This is a genomic window from Streptomyces sp. NPDC100445, from assembly GCF_044759735.1.
GTDB lineage: Bacteria > Actinomycetota > Actinomycetes > Streptomycetales > Streptomycetaceae > Streptomyces.
On record NZ_JBIVZV010000013.1, the window covers coordinates 169,087 to 187,945 of the forward strand.

At 71.9% G+C, this 18,859-nt stretch carries 21 protein-coding genes and 3 tRNA genes; 5 read left to right on the top strand and 19 right to left on the bottom strand.

Annotation, left to right across the window (positions count from 1 at the left end; genetic code table 11):
* Positions 1-114: 114 nt before the first annotated feature.
* A complete protein-coding gene (locus ACIQVT_RS28125) occupies positions 115-1,155 on the top strand; it encodes an adenosine deaminase (RefSeq protein WP_403759856.1) in 1,041 nt (346 codons plus the stop codon).
* Positions 1,156-1,239: 84 nt separating this feature from the next.
* Here ACIQVT_RS28125 and ACIQVT_RS28130 read toward each other — a convergent pair whose 3' ends face one another.
* The 6 genes from ACIQVT_RS28130 to ACIQVT_RS28155 all read right to left on the bottom strand — a co-directional run bounded on the left by ACIQVT_RS28130 (position 1,240) and on the right by ACIQVT_RS28155 (position 3,937).
* Positions 1,240-2,295 (bottom strand): UDP-N-acetylmuramate dehydrogenase, encoded by a 1,056-nt coding sequence (locus ACIQVT_RS28130; RefSeq protein ID WP_403759859.1) that lies wholly within the window; start codon positions 2,293-2,295, stop codon positions 1,240-1,242.
* A gap of 141 nt (positions 2,296-2,436) precedes the next feature.
* Positions 2,437-2,865 carry a MaoC family dehydratase gene (locus ACIQVT_RS28135; protein WP_403759862.1) on the bottom strand — a complete coding sequence of 143 codons (429 nt, stop codon included), beginning with the start codon at positions 2,863-2,865 and terminating at the stop codon, positions 2,437-2,439.
* 7 nt (positions 2,866-2,872) lie between these two features.
* Entirely contained in the window at positions 2,873-3,325 is a 453-nt protein-coding gene (locus tag ACIQVT_RS28140; protein ID WP_403759865.1) for a MaoC family dehydratase N-terminal domain-containing protein, read from the bottom strand.
* 165 nt (positions 3,326-3,490) lie between these two features.
* Positions 3,491-3,655: a 50S ribosomal protein L33 gene (gene rpmG, locus ACIQVT_RS28145; protein WP_018834916.1), complete on the bottom strand. Its 165-nt coding sequence runs from the start codon at positions 3,653-3,655 to the stop codon at positions 3,491-3,493.
* A gap of 90 nt (positions 3,656-3,745) precedes the next feature.
* Positions 3,746-3,818, bottom strand: a tRNA-Met gene (locus ACIQVT_RS28150).
* A 46-nt stretch (positions 3,819-3,864) separates the two neighbouring features.
* Positions 3,865-3,937, bottom strand: a tRNA-Thr gene (locus ACIQVT_RS28155).
* A gap of 337 nt (positions 3,938-4,274) precedes the next feature.
* Here ACIQVT_RS28155 and ACIQVT_RS28160 point away from each other — a divergent pair.
* Together ACIQVT_RS28160 and ACIQVT_RS28165 are read left to right on the top strand one after the other, a co-directional pair.
* Entirely contained in the window at positions 4,275-5,540 is a 1,266-nt protein-coding gene (locus tag ACIQVT_RS28160; RefSeq protein WP_403759868.1) for an amidohydrolase family protein, read from the top strand.
* Between the two features lie 89 nt (positions 5,541-5,629).
* Complete coding sequence (locus ACIQVT_RS28165; RefSeq protein ID WP_403759871.1) at positions 5,630-6,286, top strand: NAD(P)H-binding protein; 657 nt, start codon at positions 5,630-5,632, stop codon at positions 6,284-6,286.
* A gap of 72 nt (positions 6,287-6,358) precedes the next feature.
* On the opposite strand, the gene ACIQVT_RS28170 is transcribed toward ACIQVT_RS28165, so the two are convergent.
* The 3 genes from ACIQVT_RS28170 to ACIQVT_RS28180 form a co-directional block, all read right to left on the bottom strand.
* Positions 6,359-6,571: a hypothetical protein gene (locus ACIQVT_RS28170; protein WP_403759874.1), complete on the bottom strand. Its 213-nt coding sequence runs from the start codon at positions 6,569-6,571 to the stop codon at positions 6,359-6,361.
* Between the two features lie 74 nt (positions 6,572-6,645).
* Entirely contained in the window at positions 6,646-6,870 is a 225-nt protein-coding gene (locus tag ACIQVT_RS28175) for a hypothetical protein (RefSeq protein ID WP_403759877.1), read from the bottom strand.
* 44 nt (positions 6,871-6,914) lie between these two features.
* Positions 6,915-7,268 carry a DUF6233 domain-containing protein gene (locus tag ACIQVT_RS28180; protein ID WP_403759879.1) on the bottom strand — a complete coding sequence of 118 codons (354 nt, stop codon included), beginning with the start codon at positions 7,266-7,268 and terminating at the stop codon, positions 6,915-6,917.
* 413 nt (positions 7,269-7,681) lie between these two features.
* Between ACIQVT_RS28180 and ACIQVT_RS28185 the strand changes: the two genes are divergently transcribed.
* Positions 7,682-8,890 (top strand): hypothetical protein, encoded by a 1,209-nt coding sequence (locus tag ACIQVT_RS28185; protein WP_403759882.1) that lies wholly within the window; start codon positions 7,682-7,684, stop codon positions 8,888-8,890.
* Positions 8,891-9,138: 248 nt separating this feature from the next.
* Here ACIQVT_RS28185 and ACIQVT_RS28190 read toward each other — a convergent pair.
* A tRNA-Tyr gene (locus ACIQVT_RS28190) sits at positions 9,139-9,220 on the bottom strand.
* A 225-nt stretch (positions 9,221-9,445) separates the two neighbouring features.
* Here ACIQVT_RS28190 and ACIQVT_RS28195 point away from each other — a divergent pair.
* A complete protein-coding gene (locus ACIQVT_RS28195; RefSeq protein WP_403759886.1) occupies positions 9,446-9,934 on the top strand; it encodes a YajQ family cyclic di-GMP-binding protein in 489 nt (162 codons plus the stop codon).
* 290 nt (positions 9,935-10,224) lie between these two features.
* On the opposite strand, the gene ACIQVT_RS28200 is transcribed toward ACIQVT_RS28195, so the two are convergent.
* From ACIQVT_RS28200 to ACIQVT_RS28240, 9 genes are all read right to left on the bottom strand, one after another.
* Positions 10,225-10,491: a GlsB/YeaQ/YmgE family stress response membrane protein gene (locus ACIQVT_RS28200; RefSeq protein ID WP_403759889.1), complete on the bottom strand. Its 267-nt coding sequence runs from the start codon at positions 10,489-10,491 to the stop codon at positions 10,225-10,227.
* Positions 10,492-10,700: 209 nt separating this feature from the next.
* Positions 10,701-11,093: a YccF domain-containing protein gene (locus ACIQVT_RS28205; RefSeq protein ID WP_403759892.1), complete on the bottom strand. Its 393-nt coding sequence runs from the start codon at positions 11,091-11,093 to the stop codon at positions 10,701-10,703.
* A complete protein-coding gene (htpX, locus tag ACIQVT_RS28210) occupies positions 11,090-11,950 on the bottom strand; it encodes a zinc metalloprotease HtpX (RefSeq protein WP_403759895.1) in 861 nt (286 codons plus the stop codon). The genes ACIQVT_RS28205 and htpX overlap by 4 nt, the downstream gene beginning before the upstream one ends.
* Before the next feature lie 192 nt (positions 11,951-12,142).
* Complete coding sequence (locus ACIQVT_RS28215) at positions 12,143-13,666, bottom strand: NADH-quinone oxidoreductase subunit N (RefSeq protein WP_403759898.1); 1,524 nt, start codon at positions 13,664-13,666, stop codon at positions 12,143-12,145.
* Positions 13,663-15,237, bottom strand: a complete 1,575-nt coding sequence (locus tag ACIQVT_RS28220) for a NuoM family protein (RefSeq protein WP_403759901.1) — start codon at positions 15,235-15,237, stop codon at positions 13,663-13,665. The genes ACIQVT_RS28215 and ACIQVT_RS28220 overlap by 4 nt, the downstream gene beginning before the upstream one ends.
* A 6-nt stretch (positions 15,238-15,243) precedes the next feature.
* On the bottom strand, positions 15,244-17,238 hold the full coding sequence (locus ACIQVT_RS28225) for an NADH-quinone oxidoreductase subunit L (protein ID WP_403759904.1): 1,995 nt from the start codon (positions 17,236-17,238) through the stop codon (positions 15,244-15,246).
* Positions 17,235-17,624 carry an NADH-quinone oxidoreductase subunit NuoK gene (gene nuoK / locus ACIQVT_RS28230; RefSeq protein ID WP_403759907.1) on the bottom strand — a complete coding sequence of 130 codons (390 nt, stop codon included), beginning with the start codon at positions 17,622-17,624 and terminating at the stop codon, positions 17,235-17,237. Before nuoK ends, ACIQVT_RS28225 begins: the two co-directional genes overlap by 4 nt.
* The gene (locus tag ACIQVT_RS28235; RefSeq protein WP_403759910.1) at positions 17,624-18,301 is read right to left on the bottom strand and encodes an NADH-quinone oxidoreductase subunit J; all 678 of its coding nucleotides are present in this window, start codon (positions 18,299-18,301) and stop codon (positions 17,624-17,626) included. The genes nuoK and ACIQVT_RS28235 overlap by 1 nt, the downstream gene beginning before the upstream one ends.
* The gene (locus ACIQVT_RS28240; RefSeq protein WP_403759913.1) at positions 18,298-18,858 is read right to left on the bottom strand and encodes a NuoI/complex I 23 kDa subunit family protein; all 561 of its coding nucleotides are present in this window, start codon (positions 18,856-18,858) and stop codon (positions 18,298-18,300) included. The genes ACIQVT_RS28235 and ACIQVT_RS28240 overlap by 4 nt, the downstream gene beginning before the upstream one ends.
* Position 18,859 lies beyond the last annotated feature (1 nt).

Genomic DNA, 18,859 nt, shown 5'->3' on the forward strand with positions numbered 1-18,859 from the left:
CGCGCGCGTGCGGGCCGTCTTCCTCCGGGGAGGCGGCCCGTTCGCGTGTGCGGGCAAGACCACGAAAGGGGAAACGGCTACCGGGACGGGCGGGACATACGGCAGGATCTGGGAATGGAGCGTGTACGTGATCTCTCTGAGCTGCCGAAGGCCCATCTGCACCTGCACTTCACCGGCTCGATGCGGCCGGGGACGGTTCTGGAACTGGCCGACAAATACGGGGTGCGTCTGCCCGAGACGCTGGCGGACGCCCTCACCACCGGGGAACCACCGAAGCTGCGTGCCACCGACGAGCGGGGCTGGTTCCGTTTCCAGCGGCTGTACGACGCGGCCCGGTCCTGCGTGCGCGAGCCCGAGGACATCCAGCGGCTGGTACGGGAGGCCGCCGAGGAGGATCTGAGGGACGGCTCGGGCTGGCTGGAGATCCAGGTGGACCCGACGTCGTACGCGACCCGGCTGGGCGGTCTGATCCCGACCCTGGAGATCATCCTGGACGCGGTGGACACCGCCGCCCGCGACACCGGTATCGGCATCCGTGTGCTGGTCGCCGCCAACCGCATGAAGCACCCGCTGGACGCCCGCACCCTGGCGCGGCTCGCGGTGCGGTACGCGGACCGGGGCGTGGTCGGCTTCGGGCTCTCCAACGACGAGCGGCGGGGCCTGGCGCGGGACTTCGACCGCGCCTTCCACATCGCGCGCGAGGGCGGCCTGCTGTCGGCGCCGCACGGCGGCGAGCTGACCGGCCCGGCCTCCGTCCGGGACTGCCTGGACGACCTGCACGCCGAGCGGATCGGGCACGGCGTGCGCGCCGCCGAGGACCCGCGGCTGTTGAAGCGGCTGGCCGACCGGGGGGTGACCTGCGAGGTGTGCCCCGCCTCCAACGTGGCGCTCGGTGTGTACGAGAAGCCGGAGGACGTCCCGCTGCGCACGCTCTTCGAGGCGGGCGTCCCGATGGCGCTGGGCGCCGACGACCCGCTGTTGTTCGGCTCCCGGCTGGCCGCCCAGTACGAGATCGCGCGCCACGCGCACGGTTTCACGGACGCGGAGATCGCGGAGCTGGCCCGGCAGTCGGTACGGGGCTCGGCCGCCCCGGCGGACGTCAAGGCGCGACTGCTGGCCGGTGTGGACGACTGGCTGACCGGCCCGGCGGACTGAGGCCCGGGACGGGACCGGGGCCGGGGCGGGCCCGGGAGCCGGGGCGGGCCCGGGAGCCGGGGCGGGCCCGGGAGCCGGGTGCGGCTACAGGTCGACGCCGACCGTCACCGGCTCGTTGACCAGCGTGACGCCGAACGCCTCACGGACACCGGCGACCACCTCGCGGGCGAGGGCCAGCAGGTCCTCGGTGGTGGCGTCGCCCCGGTTGGTGAGCGCGAGGGTGTGCTTGGTGGAGATGCGGGCGGGCCCGGTGCCGTAGCCCTTGGTGAAGCCCGCCCGGTCGATCAGCCAGGCCGCGGACGTCTTCGTACGGCCCTCGCCCGCGGGGTAGGCGGGCGGCTCGACGCCGTCGCCCAGCCGCTCGCGCACGCGCGCGTGGAACGCGGCGAACTGCTCATGGTCGAGGATCGGGTTGGTGAAGAAGGAGCCGGCCGACCAGGTGTCGTGGTCCTCGGCGTCCAGCACCATGCCCTTGCCCGCGCGCAGCTTCAGCACGGTCTCGCGGGCATCGGCCAGCGGCACCCGGTCGCCGGGCTCGACCCCGAGCGCGCGGGCCGCCTCGGCGTACTTCACCGGCGCGGACAGCCCGCCGGCGTCCTCCAGCTCGAAGCGGACCCGGAGCACGACGTAGCGCTCGGGGTCGGCCTTGAAGCGGCTGTGGCGGTAGGAGAACGCGCACTCCTCGTTGGCGAGGGTGACGCTCTCGCCGGCGCGGCGGTCGTAGGCGATCACCTCGGTGATCGTCGAGGAGACCTCCTGGCCGTAGGCGCCCACGTTCTGTACGGGCGTGGCGCCCGCGGAGCCGGGGATGCCGGCCAGGCACTCGATCCCGGCGAGTTGGGCCTCGACCGTGCGGGCCACGGCGTCGGTCCAGACCTCGCCGGCCGCCAGCTCCAGGGTCGTGCCGCGCAGTTCGACACCGCGCGTGGCGATGCGCAGGGCGGTGCCGTCGAAGCCCTTGTCGCCGATGACCAGGTTCGAGCCGCCGCCGATCACCAGCAGCGGGGTGCCGCTCTCGTCGGCCTCGCGGACGGCGGCGATCACCTCGGCGTCGGTCGTGGCGGTCAGCAGTCGCGTCGCGGGACCGCCCAGCCGGAAGGTGGTCAGCGGGGCGAGGGGGGCGTCGTGGAGTACCTGCACGGGCCCAAGACTACGAGACGCCCGCCGGCCCGGTGACGGACGCCTCCGCGGGCGTCGTCCCGCGCGCGGGGTACACAGCGGGGTACGCCTGAGGGGCGCCCCGTGCGGGAGGACGCCCCTCGCCCGCGCGCACCGTGGCCGTCAGGCCAGCCGTACGACCGCCCGGGACATGCCCAGCACCTTCTGGCCACCGCTCATGGCGAGCAGGTCGACGCGCACGGTGTTGTCGTCCAGCTTGGCCGCGACCTTGGCGCTCACCTCGATGAGGGCGCCCCGGTCGTCGTCGGGGACGACGACGGGCTTGGTGAAGCGGACGCCGTACTCCACGACCGCGCCGGGGTCCCCGGTCCAGTCGGTGACCACGCGGATCGCCTCGGCCATGGTGAACATGCCGTGCGCGATGACGTCCGGCAGGCCCACCTCCTTGGCGAACCGCTCGTTCCAGTGGATCGGGTTGAAGTCCCCGGAGGCACCCGCGTAGCGCACGAGCGTGGCGCGGGTCACGGGGAAGCTCTGCGCGGGCAGCTCGGTGCCGACCTCTACATCGTCGTACGCGATCTTCGCCGTCATCGTGTCCTCACGCCTCCTCGGCCGCGCGGGCCACGAGCTTGGTCCAGGCGGTGACGACGTGTTCGCCGGTCTCGTCGCGCACCTCGCCACGGACGTCCAGGATGTCGTTGCCCGCCATGGTCTTGATCGCCTCGATGGTGGAGGTGACCGTGAGCCGGTCGCCGGCGCGCACCGGGCGGGCGTAGGCGAACTTCTGGTCGCCGTGCACCACGCGGCTGTAGTCCAGCCCGAGCTGCGGGTCCTGGACGACCTGCCCGGCGGCCCGGAACGTGATGGAGAACACGAACGTCGGCGGGGCGATCACGTCCGGGTGCCCGAGCGCCTTGGCGGCCTCGGGGTCGGTGTACGCCGGGTTGGTCTCGCCCACCGCCTCGGCGAACTCGCGGATCTTCTCCCGGCCCACCTCGTAGGGCTCGGTGGGCGGGTACGTCCGCCCCACGAAGGACTGGTCGAGCGCCATGGCCCGCACCTCCTGATGTCTGCTGTGCCGGCCCCAAATTAACCGGAAACCGGCCGGACGACGCGCAAGGGGGCCGGGCGGGGGCGGGGCTGGCTGCCGTGCCGGTGGGAAAACGCCGTGAGGCCGCCCCCTCGGAAGGGGACGGCCTCACGGACGAGCCTGTTTTTATCGCGTTTCGCGGTGCGCGGTGTGCGCATTGCAACGCGGGCAGTGCTTCTTCATCTCCATACGATCCGGGTTGTTACGCCGGTTCTTCTTGGTGATGTAGTTCCGCTCCTTGCACTCCACGCAGGCCAGCGTGATCTTCGGGCGGACGTCGGTGGCAGCCACGTGAGTGCTCCTAAGACGAACGGATGGACTGGTTCAACGCAAGAAAGAGTAGCCGATCGAAGGACCGACCCCGCAATCGGCTACTGTCAGTAGCGGTGACCGGACTTGAACCGGTGACACAGCGATTATGAGCCGCTTGCTCTACCGACTGAGCTACACCGCTTTGATGAGATCAGCCCCCGCCTCGCGACGGGAACCTCTCACACCAGAGCCCCAAAACGGAATCGAACCGTTGACCTTCTCCTTACCATGGAGACGCTCTGCCGACTGAGCTATTGGGGCGAGCGATGAAGACATTACACGGTCCGCCGCCGTTCACCCAAATCCGTCTCCGCCCGCCCACCGCGGCCCGCTTCCCGGGGCTCCCACCGGCCTCCCCCGCCCCCGGTGGAGGCCGCGCGGAGCCCGCGGCGCGACCGGCCGGGAGGCCGGGCACCCGGGCGGGCGACACCCGTACCACCCGGGGCGGACCACGCCGGTACGACTATTGCGCTCCTACGCGTCCCGCGCGGTTGGCCGCCCTAGGCTCGACCCACTCCACGTGATCTTGGGCCGTGCCCGGCCCGGGATCCCCCGCCCCCCGGTCCGACCGAGCCCCCGGCCCCCACCCTGGAGCGCGATGCCCGACAGCCAGCCGCAGCCGCACCCGCCGTCGAACTCACCGGGCTCCTCCGGCCCTTGCGACCAGGGCACCCTCCTGCTCAGCGGCGCCCGGCTCACCGACGGCCGGACCGTGGACGTACGGCTGGGCGGCGGGCGCATCGAGGCGGTCGGCACGACCGGCAGCCTCGCCCTGGGCACCGCCCGTGCGGCCACCGCGCGCGTCGACCTGAGCGGCTACCTGCTGCTGCCGGCGCCGGCCGAGCCGCACGCCCACGGCGACACCGCCCTGACCGCCGAGCGCCCCGGCCCGGTCTCGTACGCCCCCGAGGACGTCCAGCGCCGGGTGACGGAGGCCGCCCTCCTCCAACTCGGCCACGGGGCGACGGCGGTGCGCGCGCACGTGCGCGTGGGCGACGTCCAGGGGCTCGGCGCCCTGGGCGCGGTGCTGCGGGCGCGGCGCTCACTGCGCGGGCTCGCGGAGCTGACGGCGGTGGCGGTGCCCCGGTTGCTGACCGGCGTGGCCGGCGCCGACGGGCTCGCGGTGCTGCGGGACGCCGTGAAGATGGGCGCCTCCGTCGTGGGCGGCTGCCCGGACCTGGACCCCGACCCCACCGGCTACGTGGAGGCGGTCCTGGAGGTCGCCTCCGAACACGGCTGTCCGGTGGACCTGCACACCGACGTCACCGACCCGGCCCGGCTGTCCCGGCTCGCGGCGATGGCGGGCGGGCTGCGCCCCGGCGTCGCGATCGGGCCCTGTGCCGGACTCGCCCGGCTGCCCGTCGAGGCCGCCCGCCGGGCCGCCGACCAACTCGCCGCGGCCGGCCTGACGGTGGTGTGCCTGCCCCAGGGCGGCTGCGGCAGCGCCGAGCGGCGCGGCACGGCCCCGGTACGGCTGCTGCGCGCGGCCGGGGTGCGGGTGGCGGCCGGCAGCGGCGCCCTGCGCGATGAGTCCAACCCCGTGGGCCGCGGCGACCCCTTGGAGGCCGCCTACCTCCTCGCCTCCGCCCACGGTCTGCGCCCGCAGGACGCCTACGACACCGTGTGCGCCTCGGCCCGTACGGCCCTGGGCCTGCCCGAGGTCCGTGTGGAGGCGGGCTTCCCCGCCGAACTCCTCGCCGTCCGCGGGGACCGCCTGGCCGGCGCCCTCTCCCTGGCCTACAGCCGGATCGTGGTGCACCGGGGCCGGGTGGTGGCGCGGACGAGCGCGGTGCGCGAGTACTGCGACTCGGCGGCGACGGCGGAGCTGGGGCTGCCGCGGCAGGGGCGCGGCGAGCCGTCCTGAACCTTCCCGCGCGCGTGCGTCCGGCGCGCTCCGCGGCCGCCGGTCCACTCGTGCGGCGGATGCGTCTCCTCGGGCGTACGGTCGGAATCATGCGCATTGTCATTGCTGGTGGTCATGGTCAGATCGCGTTGCGGCTGGAGCGGCTGCTCTCCGCGCGCGGAGAGCAGGTGGCGGGCATCATCCGCAGGGCCGAGCAGGGTGACGACCTGCGGGCGGCCGGTGCCGAACCGGTGCTGCTGGACCTGGAGTCGGCCTCCGTGGAGGAGGTCGCGGCACACCTCCAGGGGGCGGACGCGGCGGTCTTCGCGGCAGGTGCCGGCCCGGGCAGCGGTACGAACCGCAAGGACACCGTGGACAGGGGCGCGGCGGTGCTGTTCGCGGACGCGGCGGTACGCGCGCGGGTACGCCGCTTCGTGGTGGTGTCCTCGATGGGTGCGGACCCCGCGCACCGGGGCGACGAGGTCTTCGACGTCTATCTGCGGGCCAAGGGCGAGGCCGACGCGTACGTCGCCCGGCAGGAGACGCTCGACTGGACGATCCTGCGCCCGGGTGCGCTGACGGACGACGCGGGCACCGGGCTGGTCCGGCTGGAGGCGCACACGGGTCGCGGCGCGGTCCCGCGGGACGACGTGGCGGCCGTCCTGGCGGAGCTGGTGGACACCCCGGCGACGACCGGGCTCACGCTGGAGCTGGTCGGCGGTTCGACGCCGGTGTCGGTCGCGGTGAAGTCGGTCGCCGGGAACTGACACCCGGCGCGCCTCGCCGGGGCGACGGCGGACCGACGGGCGTCGGCCGTACCGTCTCGGCTGCGCGCGGCGTCAGAACAACGGCAGCTGGCCGGGGAAGTCCGGCAGGACGTACCCGTCCAACGACGGCTGAAGCGCTCCGAGTTGCGCCGGCTGCCGGGAGCCGGCGCAGGAGACGAGGTCGGTGCTCCCCCGTGCCCCGGGCGGGTCGTGCCGCGCGAAACGGCCCGCGACGACGGCGATCTCGCGGTGACACACGGGACAGGTTCTGCGTCGGGACGACATGTGCGTCAGTGTGCCCGGAACGGGCCGCAGGCGCGCACGCGCGCGGGCCCGCGGCACCGTCCCGTCCCCGCCCGTCACGTCCGGCTCTCCGCCTCCCACCGGTCGGGCCCCACTCCACGCCAGTCGATCAGCGGTGAGTCGGCCACCTCTTCCGGTTCGATCTCCAGCCCCGCCCGGCGCAGGAACTCCACCAGGTCCCGCACGTTGTGCGCGAGGCCGAGGATCTCGCCGTCCACCCGGACCCGGCGACCGCCGGTCGGGGACGGCAGGTGCACGATGATCGGACGTTTCCCTGCCATGGCTCCAGCATCATCCGGACCGTCCGGGACCGCACCCGGGCCGGTCATTCGAGAATTCCCAGCGCGGTGTCCGGCCGGCACAGCGGGCACGCGGGTACCCCTTCCTCGGTGAGTGCGCGCACCGCCTGGTCGCGGTCCACGGCCTTCGCCCGTCCACCGGCGGCGGTGCAGCCGCCGGCGTGGACGTACATCGTGCTGCGGCCGTTCAGGCCGCGCTCGACGGCCCAGTCCCCGGCGGGCCGCCGGATGGCCGGCCGGCGCCGCCGTCCGGCCTCCCGGCGCTCCTCGTCCGCGATCCAGCGGTCCATGAGCGCGAGTTGCCGGGCAGCCTGGTGTTCGACGACACGGCGGGCGAAGCGCAGCATGTCGAGACGCGTCAGCGGACGGTCATCGTTCACACGTTCGATTCTAGTCCCGCGGAAGCGGAACGCGACAGCGGGCCCACCCCCGGATCCGGCGCCGACAGCACAACGTGACGGAGCCGTCTCCGCGCGCTCCGGCCAGGAGGGCCCTGACTCGGTGAGCGAGCTAAACCCAATAGCGCGGAACGGGCAGCTCGGCGCACGACGGGTGGGCCGACCGGCGGAATGCGTGTAGTGATTCCGGCGGAATATGTGTAGTGACCGCGTGTATCACTCGGAACACCGCCTGGATCCATCGGAGCATCGTGCTCGAATTCCGTTCGTAGCCATGAGGTGATCACGTGACGACTTCCTCAGGGTCCGCCCCAGGGGCCCACTCCGGCTCGCACGTGATGATGCGAAGAGGCCTGAAGGGATGCCCATGCTCGCGGGCGGAAGTGGCATGGGTTGTGCTGGTCCTGCTCCTGACGGCGCTGCCCGTGGGCTGGTGTGGATTCAAGGACTTCAAAGAGGCTCTGACTTTCGCGGGGTGCGTCACCGGAGCGGCCCTCATGGTGGCGGCTCTCGTCATGGTCGTGGGTGTCGCCGCGGTCGTGGACTGTTGGGCCCGCGGGCCCAGTTCCAACTTCGGAGTGACCGCACTTATCAGTACCGGCGTGGCGTTGTTGACCAACGTCTTGCTCGCATTACAGACATGGAACGACGGAGAGAAGGCCAGCTTCAAAGTACTGACCATTGTTCTCAGCGTGAGTTCGCTGTCCGCCGTCGTCCTGGTATGGCGAAGACTGGATGAGATCCCCACTCCGAGGCGGGTGGCCGCGGCACTCATCGTCTCAACGTTCGTAGCGGTCGCCAATTTTGGCTACCAGTACATTTTCCAGCCGTACCGGAGCGAGGCCACCCCTCTCGTGCAGCTGAACGTCGGGAAGGCAGTACTCAGCGCGGACCGCAAGGTGTTTTCCGTGCCGGTCGACATCAAGCTCATGAATCACAGCGATATGGGCTTCTACGTGCTGGGTGCCGAGTTCCATGCCATGGGGGAGGTCGTGAAGGTGAGCCCGAAAGACCTGGCCCGAGGGAGGTGGCGAGAGGACGCCCAGCAATGGGCTAAATACCGAGAGAAGCACCCACTTACCCGCAGAGATGTCTACCAGCCGGGCAAGCTGGTGGCGGCGCAGCCATGGATTCCTTCCGGGAATTGGGTAGAGGCGAACTACGAGTCAGTCACGCGGACCATTGTTCAGCTCCCCAGCAACACGAGTTTCGACAGGCTGACGTTTTACGCCGACTTGAGCCTGGCACGCAAAGACCGGCTCGTCATGCAGCAATTCGGAGTCCCTAAGTATTCCTGGCAAGGCGTTGCTGTGCCTCAATGGGTGAAGGGAGGCCAGAGAGACAACGACACCATCATCCAAACAGCTGAGATGCAAGAAAACAATGCGATCGATCGATACACGAGAAAAAAGCGACGTGTTACCATCTATTGGCGCTTTGGTGTACATGGCGTAGACGTGTCGCCGGTCATCGCGCCGGTGGGTGAGGAAAACCGTACGTTCTCCGCGGAGACGACCCGCGCGGTAGGGAGCCGCTACGGTTTGATCGACGTCTTGGCGGGCCCGGTCGAAGAATCGCTCGATGAGATCAAGGCCCGGCACTGACCACCCTCAGTTGCCCTACGGAGCGGCAAGGGTCGACGAGGTCCTCCCCCTGCGGTGTGTCAGCAAGCCACGGGCTGAAGGGACTCGACCGCTCGCTTGCAGGTGCGGGCCGGAGGTGCAGCACCGCGCCAATGAGCCGATCGAGGCTGCTCCGCAGGAGTGCGGCGAGCTTGGGCGTCCCCGGGGGCACAATGAGAAACCCCCTCCGACCAGGTGATTCAACCTGATCGGAGGGGGTTTCCTCCGTGTGGCGGCGCCAGGATTCGAACCTGGGAAGGCTGAGCCGGCAGATTTACAGTCTGCTCCCTTTGGCCGCTCGGGCACACCGCCAGGGATCGCTGCCGTTCGCACCCCCTTTCGGCGGTGCTCCCCGGCAACGACGTAAACAATACCCGATGCCCAGGGGTGCTTCGCCACCCGGTTGATCGCCGCGTCCCGGGCCGTCGGGTGGCTAGGCTGGTGCGGATGCGGCCCGGTGCCCGCCGGGCCCGGCGGTCGCCGCCGCGTACGCCGGCACGCATCCGATACGCACCCCGATACAAGGAGCCACAGGACATGGCCGACTCCAGTTTCGACATCGTCTCGAAGGTCGAGCGGCAGGAGGTCGACAACGCCCTCAACCAGGCCGCCAAGGAGATCTCGCAGCGCTACGACTTCAAGGGCGTGGGCGCCTCGATCTCGTGGTCCGGCGACAAGATCCTCATGGAGGCCAACTCCGAGGACCGGGTGAAGGCCGTCCTCGATGTCTTCCAGTCCAAGCTGGTCAAGCGCGGGATCTCCCTGAAGTCGCTGGACGCGGGCGAGCCGCAGCTGTCCGGCAAGGAGTACAAGATCTTCGCGTCGATCGAGGAGGGCATCTCCCAGGACAACGCCAAGAAGGTGGCGAAGATCATCCGTGACGAGGGTCCGAAGGGCGTGAAGGCCCAGGTCCAGGGGGACGAGCTGCGCGTCAGCTCCAAGAGCCGCGACGACCTCCAGACCGTGATCTCCCTGCTGAAGGGCAAGGACTTCGACTTCGCGCTCCAGTTCGTGAACTACCGGTAGTTCGGACGGACCCGGAAGCGAAGGGGGGGGGGCGGCGGGGCCCCCCCCCCCCCGGGCGCGGGGCGGGCCCCCCCCCCCCACCCCGGGGGTTGCGCACCCCCCCCCGGGTCCCCAAAACCCGCCCACGGGCCCCCCCACACCACCCCCCCCCGTAGAGCGCGCGTGCCCTGGCCATCCACTTCTCCGCCGCGCCCCTTCTCGTACACGCCGGGGTGCGGCCCCGCCCCCGCCCGGGGGGGGGGGGCGCGGGCGGCCCCCCCCCTTCCGTGCTCTCGTGCCGTCGTACCCGCTCAGTCCCGTGAGTTGCCGAACAGCACGCGGTAGACGATCAGCAGGACCAGGGAGCCGCCGATGGCCGCCGCCCAGGTCGCGCCGTCGTAGAAGTGCTTGCTGATCGGGTGGTCGAGCCAGCGCGCGGAGATCCAGCCGCCGATGAAGGCGCCCGCGACGCCGATGAGGGTCGTGCCGATGAAGCCGCCGGGGTCGCGGCCCGGCAGCAAGACCTTGGCGATGGCTCCGGCCAGCAGTCCGAGGATGATCCAGCTGATGATGCCCATGCCGTGAACCTGCCCTTCCGCGCTGTGTCCGCGCTGTCCGGTCCCTCGGTACGCCCTGGGAACCGCTGTGCGTCGCGCGCGTGTTCCTGCCCTGTCGGTGGAGAGGACGCCGCGCAGAGCCCGGCGGTTGCCGTGGGCGGGGGGGGGTGCGGCGCGCGACACGTCGTGGGACGCGCGCGGGGCGCCGTGGAGGTGCGGAGCCGGTGCGGTCAGCGGGACGCGAACGGCTCGTCCGTACGGACGATGTCGCGGCCCAGCGGCAGCAGGGAGACCGGGATCAGCTTGAAGTTGGCGATGCCGAACGGGATGCCGATGACGGTGACGCACAGGGCGATGCCGGTGACGATGTGGGCGAGCGCCAGCCACCAGCCGGCCAGGACCAGCCACAGGGCGTTGCCGACGCAGGAGGGGGCGCCCGCGTCGCGGCGCTCCACCGTGGTGTACCCGAACGGCCAGAGGGCGTAGACGCCGATGCGGAACGCGGCGACGCCGAAGGGGATGCCGATGACCGTGACGCACAGCAGGACACCGGCGAGCACGTAGCCGAGGAACAGCCAGAAACCGCTGAGCACGAGCCAGATGACGTTCAGGATGGTTTTCACCGGCGGCCTGCCAACTTCTCGAGGCGGGCGATGCGCTCCGCCATCGGGGGATGCGTGGAGAACATCTTGGACAGCCCCTGACCCGGCCGGAAGGGGTTGGCGATCATCATGTGGCTCGCCGTCTCGATCCGGGGCTCGGGGGGCAGCGGAAGCTGCTGGGTGCCGGTCTCCAGCTTGCGCAGGGCTCCGGCGAGGGCGAGCGGGTCACCGGTCAGCTGGGCGCCCGAGGCGTCCGCCTCGTACTCCCTGGAGCGGCTGACGGCCAGCTGGATGAGGGTGGCGGCGAGTGGGCCGAGGATCATGATCAGCAGCATGCCGAACAGGCCGGGGCCGTCGTCGTCGTCCGACCGGCCGACCGGGATCAGCCAGGCGAAGTTGACCAGGAACATGATCACCGAGGCGAGGGCGCCGGCGACCGAGGAGATGAGGATGTCGCGGTTGTAGACGTGGCTCAGCTCGTGACCGATGACGCCGCGCAGTTCGCGCTCGTCCAGCAGGCGCAGGATGCCGTCGGTGCAGCACACCGCCGCGTTGCGCGGGTTGCGGCCGGTCGCGAAGGCGTTGGGCGCCTCCGTCGGTGAGATGTACAGCCGGGGCATGGGCTGGCGGGCCTGCGTGGACAGCTCGCGGACCATGCGGTACAGCGCCGGGGCCTCGAACTCGCTGACCGGGCGGGCACGCATCGCGCGGAGGGCCAGCTTGTCGCTGTTCCAGTACGCGTACGCGTTGGTCCCCAGGGCGACGACGACCGCGACGATCAGTCCGGCGCGTCCGAAGAAGCTGCCGATGACGATGATGAGTGCGGACAGTCCCCCGAGGAGTACGGCGGTCCTGAGCCCGTTGTGCCGGCGGTGCACGGTGCGCCCTCCAAGTCGTGCAGCTGGGGAACACTCTGATCCAGTGGACCCTCCCGCTGGTGACAACGCCAGGCGGCTGTCGCGAGTTCCCCGGTGCGTACGGTGGCGCGCGTCGGCCGTACGGGTGGCGGACCGGTACGGCCGACGCGCGCGCGGGGCGGCACGAGTGCCCCGCGCGCGCGTGGTGACTCCTCAGAACAGCCCGGTGGCGGCGAACCGGAGGACCAGCTGTGGCGCTCCGGACAGGGCGACGCCGAGGACTCCGGTGAGGGCGATGGCGGCCGTGAGGGGGGCCGGGACGCGGTGCCGGACGGGCTCGCCGTCGGGGGCGCGGAACAGCAGGGCCGTCCACTTCAGGTAGTAGAAGAGGGCGATGACGACGTTGACTGCCATGACGACGGCGAGCCAGCCGAGGCCGGCGTCGACGGCCGCCGAGAAGACGGTCACCTTGGCGAACAGGCCGATGATCCCCGGTGGCAGCCCGGCCAGGCACAGCAGGAAGAACGCCAGGAGCAGCGCGGTGAGCGGGTTGGTGGCGTACAGGCCCCGGTAGTCGCTGATCCGGTTCAGCGCGCGGTCGCGGCCCACCAGGGCGGCCACGGCGAAGGCGCCGAGGTTCACGGCGGCGTACATCAGGGCGTACGCGACCGTGGAGCCGATGGCCTTCCCGGGGTCGTGGGTGTGTCCGGCGGCGGCGATCGGCACCAGGAGGTAGCCGGCCTGGCCGACGGAGGACCAGGCGAGCAGCCGTACGGCGCTGTACGCGCGCGTGGCCCGCTGGCGCAGGGCGGCGACGTTGCCGACGGTCATGGTGAGGGCGGCCAGGGCGGCGAGCGCGGGTCCCCAGACGTCGGCGTACGACGGGAACGCGACGACGGTGACGAGGATGAGGCCGGAGAAGCCGACCGCCTTGCCGACGACCGAGAGGTAGGCGGCGACGGGCAGCGGGGCGCCCACGTAGGTGTCGGGCACCCAGAAGTGGAAGGGCACGGCGGCCGTCTTGAAGGCGAAGCCGACGAGGGTGAGGACGACACCGGTCTGGGCGAGGGTGTGCAGCTGCCCGTCGACGTGCGGCAGGCGTTGGGCGATCCGGGTGAGGTAGAGGGTGCCGGTGGAGGCGTAGACGAAGCTGACGCCCATCAGGCTGACCGCGGTGGCGGTGACCGAGGAGAGGAAGAACTTCAGGGCGGCCTCGGAGGACCGCTTGTCGCCGTGCCGGATGCCGACGAGGGCGAAGGCGGGCAGGGAGGCGACCTCCAGGGCGACGATCAGGGTGGCCAGGTCGCGGGAGGCGGGCAGCAGGGCGGCGCCGGCGGCGGAGGACAGCAGCAGGAACCAGAACTCGCCGGGCGGGACGCGGCGGCGTTCGTCGTCCAGGTGGGTGACGGAGAGCAGGGCCGCGAGCAGGGCGCCGCCGAGGACGAGGAACTGGATGACGAGGGTGAAGCGGTCGGCGGTGTAACTGCACGCGCGCGCCGGGCCGTCCGTGCAGAAGGTGCCGCGGTCGCCGTCCAGGAGGGGCAGGAGCAGCAGGGCCGCCGCGGCGAGCCCGGCGACGGAGAGCCAGCCGAGGACGGCCTTGCGGGGCTCGGGAAGGAACAGGTCGGCGACGAGGACGACGAGGGCGACGGCCGCGGTGACGACGGGCGGGGCGACGGCGAGCCAGTCGACGGACTGGACCGCCGACTGGGCGAGCGGCAGGGCCAGGGCGCTCATCGGGTGCCTCCTGCGAGGAGCTGCTGCACGGCCGGGTCGGTGAGGCCGAGCAGGGCCCTCGGCCACAGTCCGGCGACGACGGTGAGGGTGACGAGCGGGGTCCAGGCTGCGAACTCGTACCCGTGGACGTCGGCGAGGGGCGGGACCTCCCGCTCGGCGCCGCCCATGCAGACGCGGCGGACCACGATCAGCATGTAGGCGGCGGTGAGCAGGGTGCCGAACGCGCCGATCGCCATGAAGGTGAGGAAGGCCGGCCGGCTGAGGCCGGCGGCGGGCCGGAACGACCCGAACAGGGCGAGCATCTCGCCCCAGAACCCGGCGAGGCCGGGCAGGCCGAGGGAGGCGACCGCGCCGAAGGCCAGCAGGCCGCCCAGGCGCGGTGCCCTGCCGTAGAGGGCGCCGCCGGTGCCCTCGGCGAGGGTGTCGAGGTCGGTGGTGCCGGTCCGCTCCTTCAGGCCGCCGACCAGGAAGAACAGCAGGCCGGTGATGAGGCCGTGGGCGATGTTGGCGAACAGGGCGCCGTTCACCCCGGTCGGGGTCATGGTGGCGATGCCGAGCAGGACGAAGCCCATGTGGCCGACGGAGGAGTAGGCGATGAGGCGCTTGAGGTCGCCGCGCGCGCCCCGCCGGGCGAGAGCCAGGCAGGCCAGGGAACCGTAGATGATCCCGACGACGGCGAGCGCGGCGAGGTAGGGCGCGAAGGTGTGGAAGCCGTGCGGCGCCACCGGCAGGAGGATCCGGACGAAACCGTACGTGCCCATCTTCAGCAGGACGCCGGCCAGCAGGACGGAGCCGACGGTGGGCGCGGCGGTGTGGGCGTCGGGCAGCCAGCTGTGCAGCGGCCACATCGGCGTCTTCACCGCGAGCCCGATCCCGATCGCCAGAACGGCGATGACCTGCACGGACGCGGTCAGCGACCGGCCGTTGTCAGTGGCGAGTGCCACCATGTCGAACGTGCCCGCCTTGACGCCGATCAGGAGCAGGCCGAGCAGCATGACCACGGAGCCGAGCAGCGTGAACAGGATGAACTTCCACGCGGCTCGGGTCCGGCCCTCGCCGCCCCAGCGGGCGATGAGGAAGTACATCGGGATGAGCACCGTCTCGAACGCGAGGAAGAACAGCAGCAGGTCGAGGGCGGCGAAGGTCAGCAGGGTGCCGGACTCGAGCAGGAGCAGCAGCGCGACGTACGCCTTCGGGGACGGGCCCGAGGGGGGCTTGGCGTAGGAGTACAGCGCGCAGAGGAAGGTCAGCAGCGCGGTCAGGACCAGGAGGGGGAGGGAGATGCCGTCGGTGCCGAGGTGGATCCGCACGTCGAGTGCGGGGATCCAGCTGATGTCGGTCGTGGCCTGCATCTTCGACGGGTGGTCGTGGTCGAAGCCGAGGGCGAGGACGACCGCGGCGATGAGGATCACGCCGGTGACGGTCACGCCGTGCCGGAGCACGGCCTGCTCGGGTGACTTCCCCTTCAGTCCGGGCGGGGCGGGGAGGAGGGCGGCGACGGCGCCGAGGAGCGGGCCGGCGACGACGAACGCCAGAAGGAACTGCATCACGGACTCGCTGATATCGATCACGCCTGCTCACGCTCCCGAGGCGACGAGGAGGACGGCGACCGTCAGGACGACGGTGCCGGCGAGCAGCGCGCTCACATAGGTCTGCACATTGCCCGTCTGGGCTCGCCGTACGGCGGTGCCGAGCAGCCGGGGCAGGGCGGCGGCGCCGCGTACGTAGGTGTCGACGACCTCGCGGTCGAGGAAGCGGACGAGCCGCGCCCCCGCCTGCACCGGTCGGACGAACAGCGCCGTGTACACGGCGTCCAGGTGGAAGCCGTCGGCCGCGTGCCGGTGCAGCGGGCCGAGCAGCAGCCGCCCGGGGTCGGCCGGGTCGCAGGCCCGGGCGATGTCGCCGTAGGCCGGTTCGTGGGTGGCGATGGCCTCGGCCTCGACCTGTCCGGCGTCGCCCCCGGGGTGGGCGGCGACGGCGCCCATCGGGGTGCGGGCGGCGAGCGCGGCGGTGCGCTGCCAGGCGCCGTAGGTGAGCAGTCCGCCGACGACGGCGAGGCCGGTGCCGAGGACGGAGGTGAGGAGCGTCGGGGTCAGGTCGCGGCCGTCGAACCAGTCGGGCAGGGCCCGGTAGGCGAGCCCGCCGAAGGTGAGGGAGGGGACCGCGAGGACCCAGAGCACGACGGTCATCGTCAGGGGCTGGCGGCCGTGGTCGGGTGCCTCGGCGCCCCGGCCGCGGAAGGCCAGCAGCCACAGCCGGGTGGCGTAGGCCGCGGTCAGCAGGGCGGTGAGCAGGCCGGCGACGAGGACGATCCAGCCCGCGGCGGCCGGGACGGCCCCGGTGTGGCCGCTCGTCACGTGCTCGGCGGCGCCGAGGACGGACTCCTTGGAGAAGAAGCCGCTGAAGGGCGGGATCGCGGCGAGCGCGAGCAGCGCCACGGTCATCGTCCAGTAGGCGTCCGGGACGCGGTCGCGCAGGCCGTGCATGCGGGACATGGCGGCGAGCGAGTTGGTGCCGGCGGCGTGGATGATCACGCCCGCGGCGAGGAACAGCAGCGCCTTGAAGGCGCCGTGCGCGAGGAGGTGGAAGACGGCGGCACCGCGCTCGCCGACGGCGAGGGCACCGGTCATGTAGCCGAGCTGGCCCATCGTGGAGTAGGCGAGGACGCGCTTGATGTCGTCCTGGGCGAGCGCGGCGAGACCGGAGCCGGCCATCGTCACGGCGGCCATGACGGCGAGGACGACCATCGCGGCCCGTGAGGCCTCGAAGACGGGGAGGAGACGGGCGACGAAGTAGACGCCGGCGGCGACCATCGTCGCGGCGTGGATCAGTGCCGAGACGGGTGTCGGGCCCGCCATGGCGTCCGGGAGCCAGGTGTGCAGCGGGAACTGCGCCGACTTGCCCGCCACGCCGGCGAGCAGCAGCAGCGCGATCACCGTCGGGTGGTGGAGGCCGCCGCTCGCGACGGTGGTGAGGACCCGGGTGACGCGGAACGATCCGGCGTCGGTGGCCAGCGCGAACAGGCCGATCAGGAACGGCACGTCACCGAGCTTGGTGACCAGGAAGGCCTTCAGGGAGGCGGCGCGGGCCTCGGGGGTCTCCCAGTAGTGGCCCACCAGGAAGTAGGAGCAGATGCCCATGACCTCCCAGCCGACCAGCAGCACGATGAGGTCACCGGAGTAGACGACCACGAGCATCGCGGAGGTGAACAGGGAGACGAGAGCGGCGTACGAGGGGTAGCGCGGGTCGTCGCGCAGGTAGCCCGTCGAGTACGTCTGCACGCAGGCCGCGACGAAGGCGACCAGGACGGCGACGAGCGCGGCGAAGCCGTCGATGTGCAGGCCCAGCTCGATGGGGACGGACCCGGTGGGCGTCAGTTCGGTGTGCGAGTCGACGGCCGGCCCGCCGCCCTGGCGCACGGCGACCAGCGCGGCCAGCACGAGGGACGCCAGCGGCGGCAGCACCGCGAGCGGGCGGACGAAGCCGGGGGCGGCGCGGCCGAGCAGCAGGCCGGCCGCGGCACCCAGGAACGGCAGGAGGGGGACGAGGGCGGCGAGGGTGGTGGTGGTCACGCGGTGGCCTCAGCCTTCTCGACCGCCGGGCCGCCGGGGCCGCCGCTGTCGGGGCCTTCCGTGCCGGGGCCCTCGGCGGTGTCGCGGAGCTTGTCGATGTCGGAGGTGCCGCGGTTGCGGTACACGGCCAGCACGATCGCCAGGCCGATGCCGATCTCCGCGGCGGCGACGGCGATGGTGAACAGGGTCAGCGCCTGGCCGGAGTGCAGGGTGTCCCGCGCGGTCCGGCTGAGCCAGACGTCGAAGGCGACCAGGTTGAGGTTGACGGCGTTGAGCATCAGCTCGACCGACATCAGGACCAGGATCGCGTTGCGGCGGGCGAGGACGCCGTAGAGGCCGGTGCAGAAGAGGAGGGCGGACAGCACGGCGGGGTAGGCGAGGTGCATCAGCGGGCGCCTTCCTTCCCGGGGGCGGTTCCGGTCCCGGTGGTCACGGCGGTTCCGTCACCGGTGGCCGCGGCGGGGGCGGCGGTTCCGTCACCGGTGATCGCGGGGGCGGCGGTGTCGTGCGGGGCCGCCTTGCGGGAGAGGACGATCGCGCCGACCAGGGCCGCGAGGAGCAGCACGGACAGGGCCTCGAAGGGCAGCACCCAGTGGCGGAACAGACTGGTGCCGGTGACCCGGGTGGTTCCGGCGGCGGGGCCGTCCAGGTCGATCCAGGTGGCGCGGAAGGCGTCCACGACGACCCACACCAGGGCGACGGCGGCGGCGACCGCGACGGCCAGGGCCGCCCAGCGGTTGCCGGAGTCGGCGTCCGGGGAGGGGCCGATGGGGGCTCTGGTGAGCATGAGGCCGAACAGGAGGAGGACGACGACGGAACCGACGTAGATGAGGACCTGCACCCAGGCGATGAACTCGGCGGTGAGCAGCAGGTACTCCACGGCGAGGCCACCGAGCGCGACCACCAGCCACAGGGCGGCGTGCACCAGCTGCCGGGTGGTGACGGTGACGAACGCGGCGCCGAGGGTGACCAGCCCGACGAGCAGGAAGGCGATCTCGACACCGGTCGGGGAGAGGAAGCCGTGCTGGGCGGCGGCGAGGTCGAGGGCAGGTGCGTGGTTCACGACGCGCTCCCTCGCGGTTCCCGCGGCTCGTCCTGCGCGGCGGCCAGCTTCTCTGCGGTCTTGCGGGCGGCGGCGATCTCCTTGGGCTCCTCGGCGCCGGGGTCCAGGGCGGGTGGGGCCGGGACGGTCCACATCCACTCGCGGAGCTTGTCGCGCTCGTGGGTGAGCTCGCGGATGTCGGTCTCGGCGTACTCGAACTCCGGGGACCAGAACAGCGCGTCGAACGGACACACCTCGATGCAGATGCCGCAGTACATGCACAGGGCGAAGTCGATCGCGAACCGGTCGAGGACGTTGCGGCTGCGCTCACGGCCCCCGGGGGCGGCCGGCGGGACCGTCTCCTTGTGGGAGTCGATGTAGATGCACCAGTCCGGGCACTCGCGGGCGCACAGCATGCAGACCGTGCAGTTCTCCTCGAACAGTCCGATCACTCCGCGGGTGCGGGGCGGCAGCTCGGGGAGGACGTCCGGGTACTGCTCGGTGACCGTCTTCCTGGTCATCGTGCGCAGGGTGACGGCCAGGCCCTTGGCGAGGCCGGAGCCGGGGATGGGGGCCATG